We start from the raw sequence: 13,391 nt of genomic DNA on the forward strand, positions 1-13,391 counted from the left end.
GGTGATTAAGTAAATAAACCTTAAGCGTTGATTCGCTTTGAGGATTAATCCTTCAATTAGTCTTCCTCATTGAACTTAAGGTCTCAAGCAATGCCTGAACCACCTGCCTATAATCACCAACTATGCCGTAGTCAGCGTACTCGAAGATTGGGGCATTGGGGTCACTGTTAATGGCGACTATTATCTTAGACTCCTTCATACCGAAAATGTGCTGAATAGCCCCACTGACACCAACACCAATATACACAGTGGGCCTAATCGTCTTACCGGTTTGCCCAATCTGCCTATCAGCAGGTAACCAACCAGCATCAGTAACCTTCTTACTACCGCCAATAGTGCCTCCAAGGGCCTTAGCCAACTCAATAAGCAGCTTAACACCCTCAGGCCCAGCCACACCCCTCCCAGCCACAACCACTAGGTCAGCCTTCTCCACTGGTGGTAAGTCACTATCCCCCTTAATTACTGGTTTAACACCCAGTAATGAACCATTGGGCTTAGGTAATTTATCCAGGGACTCCCTAATAACCTCACCCTTACGGTTAGTGTCCCTTGGTGGTGTTGGGAATACGTTAGGCCTAACGCTCGCTAATTGAGGCCTCCTGTTGGGTGTCCTAATGTGGGCTAGTATATTGCCTCCATATGTTGGCCTAACTTGATCAAGATCCCTCGTCTTAACGTCAATGTCTAAGTCAGTGCAGTCAGCGGTTATACCGGCTCTAAGGGTGTTAGCAACGTATGGGGCTAACTCCCTCCCCCTCTTTGTTGCTGCGAATAAAACCACCTCAGGCTTATACTTATTAACAAGGTTAACTATTACTGAGGCGTAGAGGTGAGGTATGTAGACTGATAGGGCCTCATCATCAATGTAAATAACCCTATCCGCCCCATAGTATATTGGTTCCTTAACCAAATCCCCTAGGTTATGTCCAATCATTACTGCTGAGACATCCACATTAATCTTCGCGGCTAATTCCCTAGCCTTACCAATCAACTGGAGGCTACCGTCCTTTATTACACCATTCTGATGCTCAATGTAAACCCAAATACCCTTATACTCACTCTTATTTACCTGAGGCCACTCTGGGCATATTCTTGCACTACTCATAGCCTAATCACCCCCTCCTTGGTTAAGTTCTCAATAAGCCACTTAGCCGCCTCCCTTGGATCACCCTTGAATATCTGCTTCTTCCTAGGTATTGGCTTAGCGTCTTCAATCTTAGCCACTATTGTTGGTGAGCCCCTTAAACCAACGCAAAATGGATCAAGCTTAAGCTCATTATTAGTCACCGACTTAACTAGGTTGCTTAACTTAGCCTGAATCTTACGGCTTAAGCTAATGTCCCTGGGTGGGTTACTGTCCTTGTAGACGCTGATTATAACTGGCATATTGTACTCATATTCCTCGTAGACTCCCTCATCCTCAAGGTAACGGGTTAACCTAATGGTCCCCTTCTCCAGGTTAACTTCACCGTCAACAACGTAGTATAGGTAAGGTAGGTTAAGCCACGAGGCCACTTGGGCAGGCATGTGGGCTGTTGTAGAGTCCGTGGTCTCCTCACCCATGACTATTAGGTTGAAGCTTGGGAAGAATTTCTTAACAGTCATGGCCACTGTGTAGGATGTGGCTAAGGTATCTGCCCCAGCGAAGACCCTGTCTGTTATTAAGTACGCCTCATCAGCACCCATGCCTATTGTGGATTCAAGGAAATCCTTACCGCTGGGTGGAGCCATGGATAATGTTACGACTCTCCCACCGTACTTGTCCTTAAGCCTAAGGGCGAATTCAAGGGCGTTCCTATCATAGGGGTTAAGCATCAGTGGGACACCCTCCCTAACTAAATTATGGGTGACTGGATCAAGCCTAACAGCCGTTATATTGGGTACAGCCGCCTTAACGGGCACAATAATTGTTAACTCCTTACCCATGGTTAAGCCCGCATTTGCTGAACTTATAACAGTGGCGCCCATGAATCATCACCCAAACCTGTACTGAACACCGTAACCACTCCTCGGGTAAGTCCACTCAATTGCATTATGTGGGCAAACAATCCTACAGGTCCCACACTCCAGGCAGCCTTCATGTGAGAAGAGCACTGTTCCATCTGGTGATAAGGTGTAGCACCTTGCTGGACATAGGTGGGTGCAGGGCTTTGCCTCGCATTTACGGCACTTATCAGGGTCAATTATCCTAATATGCGGCCTCTGGCTAACATCCCAGGCGTTTGAGTTAAGCCTCTCCTCAATGGGTATTCTCCTATTATCCATACTCATAGGTTCATCACCAGGCTTAAGGCGTCCTTAGTTAAGTCAACTAGGGTTAAATTACCCTTAGCCTTCATGAAAGTGTCCCAAATCCTCCTAGGTGTCCCATCAACATCAAAGTACCTGCTCATGAATGCGTTAGCGAGCATAACGTAGTCACTGTACAATCTGGGGTTATTTAAGACCTTGTGGGCATTCTTAAAAGTGTTGAACTCCCTGAGTACGAAACTTTCATTAAGCAACTGCTGGTAAACGGATAGGGCCTCCTCATCATATTTACCCTGGTCATGAGCCTTAATAACCGCCTCAGCGGCAAGTCTACCACTCTCCATTGCGAAGTCAACACCCCTAATTAAAACACCCAGATGAAGCAGGAAGCCTGCGGCATCACCGACCACTAGGTAACCGTTACCGTATAGCCTAGGCGGCATCGCCTTTAAGCCTGCTATGGGCGTTAAGTGCGCTGAGTACTCCAGTAATTGACCACCCTTAAGTAGCCTACTTATGAATGGGTGTAGCCTAAACTCCTCTATTAGGTCGTAAACAGGCACGTCAAGTTTATTACCATGCTCAAGGTAAACAACAATACCCAGTGTTACCGCATCCTTATTAGTGTATAGGAATGCTCCACCGGGTACGTAGTGGGTTGGGTACCCTGCCAGGGCCCAGGCTAGGCCCTCATCCTCATCTAGGTTAAACCTCTCATTAATCTCACCCCTACTCAACTTAATAACCTCCTTAACCCCAAGTCCAACCACGCTTGGTTGAAGCTTCGGGGCTAGGCCGCTTGATTCTAGGACAAGCCTATTAATGCCCTCAGCCACAATAACTACGTCACCGTAGACCTCATCGCTCCCGGACCTAATACCAATGACCTTACCATCCTTAGTGATTAAACTATCCACAGGGGTTTCAGTAACCACAAGTGCCCCAGCGGCCTCAGCCTTCCTATCCAGCCACTCAGTGAAGCTGGATAGGTATGCTGTGAAGGACTTATGCTCAGTGGCCTTAGTCTCAAACTCAACAGTTACCCCACTATCCTTAGTCAGCATTGTTAAGCGCTCCTTCCTAACCCAACGCTCCACTGGAGCCTCCTTAACGTACTCTGGGTAGAGTTTATCGAGGACGTGGGCGTATATTCTACCACCGTAGACGTTCTTACTCCCAGGCCTACGACCCCTCTCAACCACTAGAACCTTAAATCCCCCTGAGGCCAACCTCTGGGCAGCCGTTAATCCACCTGGCCCGGCGCCCACAACTATGACGTCAAACCTTTGACTCACAATGACCCCTCATCACTGGTTGTTATTAAGCATTATTTATAACAAAATCAACATTTGACTAATATGAATTCGCTTAAACTAAAACAAGTAAACCTCTAATCAAGTACCATAAGCCGGAGGCAATGGCAATACTGGTTAAAAACCAGTCAAACACCCCTTAATATTTATTAAGACCCTGCATGATTACGTATTCAGTAACCTTAATCGCAACATGCTTAATTAACCCAATAATCTACATTATCTACACCATGATGCATCATTTAATTGCGGGTACTTTAAATACTAGGCTAGCTAATGTAGGGTAATGTTACCTTACTCATTATCCTATGTTTAATTACCTTAAAAATCATTAAGAGTTAAGGCAATGTAAGATAATGCGTAAATTAACATTAATTCACATTCATGTTGATTTTAAAGGTCTTGGTTCCATTGTTTCACGTCCTAATTGATTAGGGGTTTGGGTTTATTGGCCACTTCTCCATCCTGTAGGCACTGTCCCAGAACATGTACTCGTATATTGAGGCTAGTCTGAATGCCTTAATCATGTCATTTAATTGACTCTCAGTAACGTTCATTGAGTCTACTATACTCAATACCTCCCTAACGGATGCCCTATACTCCTCCCCACTGTACGTTGAGACCCATAGCCTGTAATTCTCATTACTAACCTCATGCTTAGATAACTCAACCCCAACCTTCTCGTAAATCCAGTAGCATGGTAACACTGCCGCAATGGCCTCGTAGTAGGGTTTAGAGTAGGCTTCAGTTATGAGGAAGCTTGTGTACGCCCTATTAGTGGGTGACATTACGTACTCCGCTGGGTTAAGGTTCCATATCCTCATGTAGTGTTCATGAAGCCTCCTCTCAACCTCAATGGCACCTATTGAGTGTCTTAGGAATAATTGAGCCTCCTCAATCCTAGGTGCCTTGGCGGCTATTATTGACAACGCCTTAATGTACTCCCCAAGATACATGTGGTCTTGGATAATGTAGTACTTGAACATATCCTCACTTAATGAACCATCAGCTAAACCCCTAATGAATGGGTGCTTAATTATTGCGTCATAGACATCCCTAATACTTGACCAGAGGACTTCACTTAACTTAGTCATTATTAGGAAGTATTAGGTTGCCTATAAAAGTGTTATTGCTGGGCCGCGTACTTAAGGGGTTAGTTATGCATTAATTAAAGTATCATTAATTTTAGGCTTTGAATTTTCAAGTACATTATATATAATTAAAATTATACTAACTATGAGACAATACTTAAAAATACCTAAATTGAGCTATTTATGTGATTAATCCCTTAATAGCATACGCCTTATTGGCCGGTGACCCAATACCTGCGGTAGTGTGGGCGGTAATATACTTCGTAGTCACTGTAATAGTTGGGTACATTATAGCCCTCATAGCCGCAGTAATACTTAGGAGACTACTACCTGGATTAGCTAAGCAGATTGGTTTAAGCATGGATATGGTTAACACATCCATAGGTGGGGTTGAGGCAACAATAATGTTAATATCCATTGCAATAGCCTTAACCTACATAACACCCTACCTGGGTATGGCTTCAACCTACGTCACGATGATTGCTGATTACTTACCGTACCTAGCAGGCCTAATAATACTCCTAACCCTAGGCCTACTTCTTGTCGACGCCTTAACCCTCTATATTCAGAGGAGGGTTGGGGCTGAGGAGTACATAAGCCTAGTAATGAATATTCTCAGGTTCGGGCTCTACGCAGTGTTAATAACCATTGCAGTGACGTGGGCTATATTCCACTGGATTACTGCAATTAATCCATACTTATTCTACGACATAATAATAGGCTCGGTGGTTCTTTATGCGGGCATAAGTATTGTTAATAAGGCTGTTTCAGACATTTCCAAGGCTCACCCTGAAATGAGCGGGATGCTGGATTACGGGAAGCTGGTGCTTTACGCGGTGATAATACTCGTGGCAATAGCCATAATTGTTCAACCCTTCCCCAATGTTACTCAAGTCCTCTACGCATTGGCCTGGGGTTTAGCAATTGCCTTTGCAATAGTGGTTGCGCCATTAGCCTATGCAATGGCTAAGAAAGCGTTAACGTAAGCAACGTCTTTACCGTATTTGAATTAAAATCATTATATTTATTGGTTCATGAAGATTGAGAATCTACTTCATTAGTCATAATTAAACATCAATTATTCTATGGAGTATGCTTTAAATATGGTTAAGCAGATACTCATACTATGTCTGAGTCAATACCCCTTAAACCCCTTGGTAAGGAGGATATTAGGAAACTTGAAAGCGCCCTACTGGCCATGGTGTTATTCTCCCAGGAGACCCTTGAAGCCTTAAAGAACCCCCATGAGAGGTTAACCTGGGTTGACAGCCTATACACGGCTGCAGCCGCCTTCGCCAGGGAGAAGGCTGGTATGCCCGCCTCCCAGATAGCTGATGAGATCGGTGTTACTGAGGCTACTATTAGGAAGCACATTAAGGGTGAGACTAAGGCCGGTCAATTAGTCCTGAAGGCCTATGAGAGGCTTTCCAAGGAGGGCTTTAAGGTGGATTTACCACCTGAAATAGCCGCAACATCAATGCAGGAGTTAAGTAGGCTGAGGGAGAAGGTGGAGAGGGTTAGGAGTCTTCTTAATGAAGCCTTAAGCGAATTAAGTTCATGATGGGGATTAGTTATTTTTATTTTTAATTAAAAACTAAGCAGGTCTTAATCCTCCTCTTCCTCCTCAACACCGCGGGTTGGCTTAACCTCCTTACTGGCCTTCTCAGCCTCCTCCACAGCCCTCCTCATCTCCTCAACCTCCTCCTTACTTAATGGTTGAGTCTCCGCTGAGGTTGCGGTTAACTTAAGGTACTTATCCCAGTGAACCACAATGCCTTCATCAGTTATGTCCATTGGGTGCCTAACCATGGATATCTTAGTGTCCCTCATTTTCCAAACTATAAGCGACCTGTAGAGTTTACCATCAACCTCATCTAAGTCAAGTCTAATTATACCGTCAACAGCATGCTCAACACCAGGTCCACCGAAGCCCCTCTCCCCAACTGATACCTGGCTTATGAAGAACGCCGTAGTACCTAAGCCGGCGATAACCCTCTTAAGAAGCATCACAGTTGACCTGGCTATTGACGGCTTAGTTAGGTAGAGTGTACTCACTGAGTCAACTGTTATCCTCCTGGCCCCTGTATCCTTTATGGCTTGCCTAAGTACGTCGATTAACTCATGGACGTTATCAATATCCTTAACCACATACCTCTCCCTCTGGGACGCTGAACCAATACCCGTAGTGAAGGCGTCAATGATAGCGAACTTACCCTCCCTCTCAAACTTAGATACATCCCAGTTAAAATGCCTAAAACTCCTCCTAACAGCCACAGGATGCTCCTCAAGGGTAACGAAAACAGCCCCCTCACCCCTAGTTAACCCATTGAATAGGAATTGCTTACCTAGAATGGACTTACCTGTACCAGGGCCACCTGAAATAAGTACAACACTCCTCTCCGGAACACCACCGTAAAGCACTTCATCAAGGCCCGGTATATAGGACCTAACCCTAGGTATTGTCATTACTTAAAGAGTAAACTAAAATCCTTAAAAACTTAACAACATTAAACAGCAATAAGTGATGAACAACCCCGTCACCGAATAAGTGAGGGTGTTTTAGGGGAACTGATGAATTAAACCTTAATCAACCTTACTTAGCATAACACGGTATTGTGGGGGAAGCCTAAGTACAGGAAGAGAGTAAGGAGGAGTAAAGGGTACCGGTAAGTAAAGAACCCAACCACGTTGATTAAATCATTACTTGGTGGACCGGCCGGGACTTGAACCCGGGATCTCCCGCATGCCAAGCGGGCATCCTTCCAGGCTAGACTACCGGCCCAGTCACCTAAGCTGAATACCCCTCCCTTTTTAAGCCTATTTATCATTCTCACTGCACTGAATTATGGTAATGTTAAAATACTTGACTGTTTAAGTTAAACAGTGATGAGTTGAACCACCGGGTGAGTTAATGATCTAATCCTGCAGGTCTGATTACAAGTTAATTACGTAAACAGTATTTCACGAGAGTGAGCTTAATAAGCTTTTCCATCATTAATCCCCATATTTGCTTTACAATAGTTACCTTTCTATACTGTAACTCTATTTCACATTTGACCAGTATGGGAGGTGAAAGAATAAGTATGATTGTCTTCTCGGGTACAGATGATAGGTTAATACCAGTTGGCGTAATAACCCAGGCCGCCGCAGCCCTGGGTTACGAGGTTAACATATTCATAACCGGTTGGGCCCTAATGAAGGTCCTTAGGAAGCCGACACAACCCACTTGGCCTAAGGAGTTTGAGCAAATGGTGCCTGCCCTGCAGCAGGGTATGGCTAGGATTAAGGCACCGAGTTGGGTTGAGATGGTTAAGCAGGGTAAGCAGTTGGGTAGTGTTAAGGTTTACGCATGCTCAATGATGGCTGAGGCCATGGGGCTTAAGAAGGAGGACTTTGACCCAAGTATTGTTGATGATGTGGTTGGTGTAACAACATTCCTTGAGACTGCTAAGGGTGGGCAAATACTCTTCATATAGGTGATCCACATGGCTCAGGGTGGTAAAATAACCGTGGATGCAAGGGGCATTGCATGCCCAGGCCCAATAACGGAGTTGATTAAGGCTTATAGGAACGCTAAGAATGGTGACTTAATAGAGGTCTGGGCCACTGACCCAGGCTTCGAACCTGACTTGAAGGCTTGGATTAATAGGACTGGTAATCAGCTTGTGGAGCTTAGGAAGGAGCAGGATAAGATAATCGCCGTAGTTAAGGTTACGGCCAAGAGGTGAGTAGGCGTGAGTGATGGTAGAAGAAGAGTTATCATTATTGGTGGGGGGACTGGTGGATTAGTGTTGGCTAATAGGCTACCTAAGGATGAGTTTGAGGTTACTGTTATTGATAAGCAACCCTACAATTACTTCCTACCCTGGCTACTCTACATTGCCTTTAAGGGATCTAGGAGGAATATTAAGAGGGAGATTAGGGATCTTATTAAGCCTTGGGTTAACTTCATTCAGTCGGGAGCCAGGTTAATTAACCTTAATGATAGGTACGTTGAGTTGGATAATGGTAAGAGACTGAGTTACGATTACCTAGTAGTGGCCACTGGGGCAACGGTGGATTACTCTAAGGTACCTGGATTAGACCAGTTAACTGAACTCTACGGTGACTACCATAGTAGTGAGGAGAACGCATGGAGAGTGTGGAGGACTGTGAACAGTATTAATGAGGGTACGTTAGCCTTCATACTATCCTACGAACGCTACAGGTGCCCTCCAAGCCCACTTGAGGGGGTTCTTTTAGCTGATGAACTCCTCAGGAGAAGGGGGGTTAGGGATAGGGTTAACTTGGTTTACGCAACATCATACCCAAGGCCATACCCAGCTGAACCAATGAATGAGGTGGTGGAACCCATACTTAAGGAGAGGGGTATTGAGACTGTTACCTTCTTCACCCTAGATCACGTTGACGCTAAGGATGGTGTAGCCTACTCCCTTGAGGGTGAGGAGCTTAAGTTTAATGCAGCCATAGTAATACCACCCCACGTTGGTGTGGGCATAAAGTATAACCCAGATAATGTGCTTGACCAGGATGGATTCGTACTGGCTGATAACGCCACCAATAGGATTAAGGGCTTTGATGATGCCTTCGTAATAGGGGATGCGTCAGCATTACCAGTGGCTAAGACTGGTGTAACAGCCCACCTGCAGGCCACCGTTGTGGCTAAGATACTCACCGGTGAGGATGCCTGCAACACAGGTAGGACTCATTGTCCCTTCGACATGGGTTATGGATTAGCAACCTTCGTGATAAGTGATAGTAAGCATGGTGTAGTTAAGTATCCGCCCAATAGAATTAACCACTTCCTTAAATTAACCTTCGCTGCATCATACTGGAGTATGCTGAAGTACCCTGAATTATGGGACCCATTAATGGAAGCTTACTTTGAAGCCACATCCCCTGAGAGGTTAATTGGTTTATTCAGGTGATTGACATGAATGGTTTAAAAACTCAGGCGGGTGAACTGATAATGGTTAATGAAACCAGTGAGGATAAGTTAGCGAACCTAATTAGTATTGAGAACCTCGACTCAGTGACTAAGTTGGTTTCAATAGCCAGGAGGCTTAATGAACTGGGTTTACTTGACCTAGTAAATGACTTACTTAATGACGAGGACTTCATTAAGGAATTATTCAATCAACTACTAACCACGGACAATGTTATGCTTCTAGCCAACTTAGAGAACCTCGTTAGACTATTGGTTAAGTTAAGTGATAAGAGAACCGTGGAGAATACCATTAAGTTAATTGACTTAATCAACACAATAGGTGGCAGTGGGTTAGCTGAATCACTAGGCGCCTTCCTAGGCAGTGAGGATAACGTGAAGATTATTAACGAAATTATCCTAAACCCAACGTTAAGGAACCTACTTAAGTCATTGAACGAATCATTGAACCTAATTCAGGATATTAGAATTAATGAGGCTGTTAAGGCCGCGGTAGAGGCCACTAAGACCGGTGAATCAGCATCAACAGTGAGCTTAATTAGGAGGCTTATGACTGATGCAAACGTTAAGAGGGGGTTACTCTTCATTATTGGGTTACTTGAGGGAATTGGGAAGCAGCTTAATCAAACTAGCTAAAGTCAGTTAAACATTAAACATACTGGTTATTAATCCCTTTTATGCAGAGGATTGTGCTCTACGATGAATTCTCAAGGGACCTGGGGCCTAACGTAGCCTCCAGGATTGGGGCTGAGGCCAGAGAGATTACACGTAAGGTTTTCCCCGATGGTGAACAATACATTAGGGTTGAGGCTAATGTGAAGGGTAGTGATGTACTTTACGTAACTAGGCTTTACCCCAATCAGGACCAAGGGCTAATTAGGGTTATGCTACTGCTTGACGCTGTTAAGGGCCTGGGGGCAGCCAGGGTGGGCTTATTCATACCCTACATGCCCTACGCCAGGCAGGATAGAAGATTCCTTGAGGGTGAACCCATTAGCATTAACGTAATACTCAACGTGCTTAAGGGCCTTGGGGTTGATTACCTATACGTGGTTGATATCCATAAGCCACAAAGCCTTGAGGGTTACCCAGGCTTCATTAACCTTAAGCCATTTAAACTATACGCAGAGGGACTTGGAGGCTTAAGTAAACCAGTTGTAATTAGCCCAGACTTAGGCTCCCTATGGAGGGCTGAGGAGTTGGCTAAGGCGCTTGGCGTTGAGTATGATTACCTCGAGAAGCATAGGGATAGATACAGTGGGGAGGTTTCATTCACCCTAAGGAACCTTAACGTTAAGGGTAAGGACGTGGTTATTATTGATGATATAATATCAACAGGAGGCACAATAATAGGCGCAGCAGGAATGCTGAGAAGCATGGGGGCAACCAGCATTAATGTGATAGCCACCCACTGCATAATGATCGGTGACGCCGAGGCTAAGTTAACTAAGGCAGTTGATAAAATACACTGCAGCAACAGTATACTGGGCAAGTACTCCCAATTCGATGTCTCACAATTAATAACCAGTAATGGTTAGTTAAGAGTAATCTTGAATTAACTATAAAGCTTATTAACCATTTGCATAAAGCTAAACTATGGAGCCACGCAGTGAACCACTTAGCAGCGTCCTTAGTGAGGTTGGTAATGTGTTTGGGCATGTGTATAGGAGTATTTTGTCTTCTCCTAGTGGTGTGTTCATATTCTTCATCACATTACTCAATAGGCCCGGTGCTTTGGCTAGGTTGGCTGCTGCTTTGGCTGAATTGGGTTTGAATCTAACATTAGCCTACTTATACACTATTAATGAGGAGTTAGCCATGGCACTACTAATCTACGAAGCCAAGGAAGGCTACTTCCAAAAAGCCATAGAAGAATTAAGAAAAGGAGGAGCAGTAGTAAGAGAAGCATACGAAGTAAAGGTTACAGAGAGGCATTAAGTGGGAGTTAATTAATCCTCATCAGTATCCTTAAACCATATATGAAGATTAATACAGGTACTATAATAATCGATGCAAAGTACACTAATGATAACTCAAGTACTGCACTGTAACTGTTAATAATGCCGTATAATACGGCTGAATTAAGGTATGCATTAAATGAATCCATGTATACGTGGGCAGTGATGGTTACGGCTAATCCCCTTAACCCATGCTCACTAGCCTGCATACCCCTCAGCATCATTGATGCCCCTGGGTGAAATAGGAAGGAGACCAAGGGCTGCAATAATAGGCCCACTAGGCTAATAACCCCAACCATGGTAATGGGGGCGGAGGCACTGGGGTTAAGGCTGCTGGGTATTATTGATATGACCAAGATGTCGATTACAGCCACTGCAATGTCAATTAAGGCAAAGCCGTAGCCTATGTACAATGAAGCCTCCACAGCTCTATCCTTAACCGCAAAGTACCTTGCCACCTCCTGAAATACACCTGCTAATGAGCCCACGTATATGGAGACTAAGAATATGTTGGACTTAATGATACTGGATACAAGTTCATTAAACTTCATTATATCCCTTAAGTGACCCAGCAGTAACACTATGAAGGGGGCTTGCTGCGCCAGGTACTGAAACACCAGGGCTAGAATCATGTAACCAATCCCAATGAAAACCCAGTCACGTTTACCACGCCACAGTAGCCTGCTTAGAAGTATGTAGGCTATGATTGATGCCACCACCAGGTAAGCTACTGATAATTCCGCTTCCCCCTGCATTTAATACACCTTAATCAATGGTAATGCCAGCGCCTCCACCTGCCTCAGGTTGAACTACTACGGCTGTGCCGTAGGCTATTATTTCATCCATGTACTCACTAATCTCATTTGAATCCAGCCTAAAGCTGATTATGGCATTGGCACCAAGTTCCTTGGCATGCTGAATCATCCTCTCAATGGCCTGCCTCCTAGACTGCTCAGCAAGCTCCGTGAACTCACTAATCTCACCACCAGCCAGTGATCTTAAACTAGCTAGGAACCTACCACCAAGGCCCCTTGATCTCACTGTGACCCCAATGGCTACGCCAAGGACCTTAACAACCCTATAACCTGAAATATACGGTGCAGTGGTGATTATTACGTCGCCTTCCCGAATAGCCATGGTTACTCTTCATTAATTTGGTTTATAAGTATTACAATTATAAATCTTCATTAAGGATCATTAATTATTTACTTAGTTAGGTTGATTAAGGTTTTTTGTTTTGGGTTTTTGTGGGTGTTGGGGTTTATTCATTGGCTTTGCTTAGGGTTGGTGGTGTGTTGGGTGGGAGGGGTGTTGGTTTTGTTGTTGTTGGTAGTTTGATTCTTCCACTTGCCTATGGTGTTGATTGGGTTGTTCATGATGTTGACTTATTCCTAACTAATAAGAGTACTTTAACTGATGCTGAGTTCTTTGAGGGTATTGCTAGGGAGTTTGATTGGGATTACGGCTTCAATGCCTTTGGTGGAATGTATTATGAGGTTGTTGTTAATGGTGAGGTTGTTAGGGTTGATTTAATGGAGAATCTACTGGACGTCTACATACCTGAGGCAATAATTAATGACTCATTAAGCTTCAGTGTTAATGGCAGCGTCTTCAAGGGTATTAGGATTGAGGCATTAATAGTACTCAAGGCTAGGGAGGCCACTGATGAGGCTGAGGAATTCCTAGAGAGGCTAGCGGAGAAAATAATAGACCCAAGGACAGGAATAGAATTAGACAAGGCAAGAATAATAAACTACATAAACCAATACCCAGAGGAGGAGAGGGAAAGCATAAAACACAAAATACAAACAACAGGAATATACATAGAATAATG

17 protein-coding genes and 1 tRNA gene are annotated in these 13,391 nt (G+C 44.4%); 9 read left to right on the top strand and 9 right to left on the bottom strand.

What is annotated here, in order from left to right; genetic code table 11:
- Positions 1-52: 52 nt before the first annotated feature.
- From CMAQ_RS02430 to tenA, 5 genes are all read right to left on the bottom strand, one after another.
- Positions 53-1,105, bottom strand: coding sequence for an electron transfer flavoprotein subunit alpha/FixB family protein (locus CMAQ_RS02430; RefSeq protein ID WP_012185541.1), 1,053 nt, complete (start codon positions 1,103-1,105; stop codon positions 53-55).
- Positions 1,102-1,968, bottom strand: coding sequence for an electron transfer flavoprotein subunit beta/FixA family protein (locus CMAQ_RS02435; protein ID WP_012185542.1), 867 nt, complete (start codon positions 1,966-1,968; stop codon positions 1,102-1,104). Before CMAQ_RS02435 ends, CMAQ_RS02430 begins: the two co-directional genes overlap by 4 nt.
- Before the next feature lie 6 nt (positions 1,969-1,974).
- A complete protein-coding gene (locus CMAQ_RS02440; protein WP_012185543.1) occupies positions 1,975-2,271 on the bottom strand; it encodes a ferredoxin family protein in 297 nt (98 codons plus the stop codon).
- On the bottom strand, positions 2,268-3,545 hold the full coding sequence (locus tag CMAQ_RS02445; RefSeq protein ID WP_012185544.1) for an FAD-dependent oxidoreductase: 1,278 nt from the start codon (positions 3,543-3,545) through the stop codon (positions 2,268-2,270). The genes CMAQ_RS02440 and CMAQ_RS02445 overlap by 4 nt, the downstream gene beginning before the upstream one ends.
- A gap of 449 nt (positions 3,546-3,994) precedes the next feature.
- Entirely contained in the window at positions 3,995-4,657 is a 663-nt protein-coding gene (tenA, locus tag CMAQ_RS02450; protein ID WP_012185545.1) for a thiaminase II, read from the bottom strand.
- 182 nt (positions 4,658-4,839) lie between these two features.
- Here tenA and CMAQ_RS02455 point away from each other — a divergent pair, with 182 nt between their 5' ends.
- Both CMAQ_RS02455 and CMAQ_RS02460 read left to right on the top strand, forming a co-directional pair.
- On the top strand, positions 4,840-5,640 hold the full coding sequence (locus CMAQ_RS02455; RefSeq protein ID WP_012185546.1) for a hypothetical protein: 801 nt from the start codon (positions 4,840-4,842) through the stop codon (positions 5,638-5,640).
- A gap of 140 nt (positions 5,641-5,780) precedes the next feature.
- Positions 5,781-6,215: a helix-turn-helix domain-containing protein gene (locus CMAQ_RS02460; protein ID WP_012185547.1), complete on the top strand. Its 435-nt coding sequence runs from the start codon at positions 5,781-5,783 to the stop codon at positions 6,213-6,215.
- A gap of 44 nt (positions 6,216-6,259) precedes the next feature.
- Here CMAQ_RS02460 and CMAQ_RS02465 read toward each other — a convergent pair whose 3' ends face one another.
- A complete protein-coding gene (locus tag CMAQ_RS02465) occupies positions 6,260-7,120 on the bottom strand; it encodes a KaiC domain-containing protein (RefSeq protein ID WP_012185548.1) in 861 nt (286 codons plus the stop codon).
- Between the two features lie 239 nt (positions 7,121-7,359).
- Positions 7,360-7,436, bottom strand: a tRNA-Ala gene (locus CMAQ_RS02470).
- 301 nt (positions 7,437-7,737) lie between these two features.
- On the opposite strand from CMAQ_RS02470, the gene CMAQ_RS02475 reads away from it, so the two are divergent.
- From CMAQ_RS02475 to CMAQ_RS02500, 6 genes are read left to right on the top strand one after another with little or no spacing between them, the layout of a single operon-like run.
- Positions 7,738-8,130, top strand: coding sequence for a DsrE/DsrF/DrsH-like family protein (locus CMAQ_RS02475; RefSeq protein WP_012185549.1), 393 nt, complete (start codon positions 7,738-7,740; stop codon positions 8,128-8,130).
- A 9-nt stretch (positions 8,131-8,139) separates the two neighbouring features.
- On the top strand, positions 8,140-8,382 hold the full coding sequence (locus tag CMAQ_RS02480; RefSeq protein WP_012185550.1) for a sulfurtransferase TusA family protein: 243 nt from the start codon (positions 8,140-8,142) through the stop codon (positions 8,380-8,382).
- A 6-nt stretch (positions 8,383-8,388) separates the two neighbouring features.
- Complete coding sequence (locus CMAQ_RS02485; RefSeq protein ID WP_012185551.1) at positions 8,389-9,582, top strand: NAD(P)/FAD-dependent oxidoreductase; 1,194 nt, start codon at positions 8,389-8,391, stop codon at positions 9,580-9,582.
- Positions 9,583-9,623: 41 nt separating this feature from the next.
- Positions 9,624-10,235 (top strand): helical membrane plugin domain-containing protein, encoded by a 612-nt coding sequence (locus tag CMAQ_RS02490; RefSeq protein WP_156769815.1) that lies wholly within the window; start codon positions 9,624-9,626, stop codon positions 10,233-10,235.
- Between the two features lie 41 nt (positions 10,236-10,276).
- Positions 10,277-11,137: a ribose-phosphate diphosphokinase gene (gene prs / locus CMAQ_RS02495; RefSeq protein ID WP_012185553.1), complete on the top strand. Its 861-nt coding sequence runs from the start codon at positions 10,277-10,279 to the stop codon at positions 11,135-11,137.
- A 58-nt stretch (positions 11,138-11,195) separates the two neighbouring features.
- Positions 11,196-11,537 carry an ACT domain-containing protein gene (locus CMAQ_RS02500; RefSeq protein ID WP_012185554.1) on the top strand — a complete coding sequence of 114 codons (342 nt, stop codon included), beginning with the start codon at positions 11,196-11,198 and terminating at the stop codon, positions 11,535-11,537.
- Between the two features lie 7 nt (positions 11,538-11,544).
- Here CMAQ_RS02500 and CMAQ_RS02505 read toward each other — a convergent pair whose 3' ends face one another.
- On the bottom strand, positions 11,545-12,312 hold the full coding sequence (locus CMAQ_RS02505) for a hypothetical protein (protein ID WP_012185555.1): 768 nt from the start codon (positions 12,310-12,312) through the stop codon (positions 11,545-11,547).
- Between the two features lie 10 nt (positions 12,313-12,322).
- Positions 12,323-12,694, bottom strand: coding sequence for a YbjQ family protein (locus tag CMAQ_RS02510; RefSeq protein ID WP_012185556.1), 372 nt, complete (start codon positions 12,692-12,694; stop codon positions 12,323-12,325).
- Between the two features lie 110 nt (positions 12,695-12,804).
- Here CMAQ_RS02510 and CMAQ_RS02515 point away from each other — a divergent pair, with 110 nt between their 5' ends.
- On the top strand, positions 12,805-13,389 hold the full coding sequence (locus CMAQ_RS02515; RefSeq protein ID WP_012185557.1) for a nucleotidyltransferase: 585 nt from the start codon (positions 12,805-12,807) through the stop codon (positions 13,387-13,389).
- Positions 13,390-13,391: the final 2 nt, after the last annotated feature.

It is taken from the genome of Caldivirga maquilingensis IC-167 (assembly GCF_000018305.1).
Classification (GTDB): domain Archaea; phylum Thermoproteota; class Thermoprotei; order Thermoproteales; family Thermocladiaceae; genus Caldivirga; species Caldivirga maquilingensis.

Coding starts and splice junctions, on each gene's coding strand:
- CMAQ_RS02430 (WP_012185541.1), bottom strand. CDS start 1,105: ATGAGTAGTGCAAGAATATGCCCAGAGTGGCCTCAGGTAAATAAGAGT.
- CMAQ_RS02435 (WP_012185542.1), bottom strand. CDS start 1,968: ATGGGCGCCACTGTTATAAGTTCAGCAAATGCGGGCTTAACCATGGGT.
- CMAQ_RS02440 (WP_012185543.1), bottom strand. CDS start 2,271: ATGAGTATGGATAATAGGAGAATACCCATTGAGGAGAGGCTTAACTCA.
- tenA (WP_012185545.1), bottom strand. CDS start 4,657: ATGACTAAGTTAAGTGAAGTCCTCTGGTCAAGTATTAGGGATGTCTAT.
- CMAQ_RS02460 (WP_012185547.1), top strand. CDS start 5,781: ATGTCTGAGTCAATACCCCTTAAACCCCTTGGTAAGGAGGATATTAGG.
- CMAQ_RS02465 (WP_012185548.1), bottom strand. CDS start 7,120: ATGACAATACCTAGGGTTAGGTCCTATATACCGGGCCTTGATGAAGTG.
- CMAQ_RS02475 (WP_012185549.1), top strand. CDS start 7,738: ATGATTGTCTTCTCGGGTACAGATGATAGGTTAATACCAGTTGGCGTA.
- CMAQ_RS02480 (WP_012185550.1), top strand. CDS start 8,140: ATGGCTCAGGGTGGTAAAATAACCGTGGATGCAAGGGGCATTGCATGC.
- CMAQ_RS02490 (WP_156769815.1), top strand. CDS start 9,624: ATGGTTAATGAAACCAGTGAGGATAAGTTAGCGAACCTAATTAGTATT.
- prs (WP_012185553.1), top strand. CDS start 10,277: ATGCAGAGGATTGTGCTCTACGATGAATTCTCAAGGGACCTGGGGCCT.
- CMAQ_RS02500 (WP_012185554.1), top strand. CDS start 11,196: ATGGAGCCACGCAGTGAACCACTTAGCAGCGTCCTTAGTGAGGTTGGT.
- CMAQ_RS02505 (WP_012185555.1), bottom strand. CDS start 12,312: ATGCAGGGGGAAGCGGAATTATCAGTAGCTTACCTGGTGGTGGCATCA.
- CMAQ_RS02510 (WP_012185556.1), bottom strand. CDS start 12,694: ATGGCTATTCGGGAAGGCGACGTAATAATCACCACTGCACCGTATATT.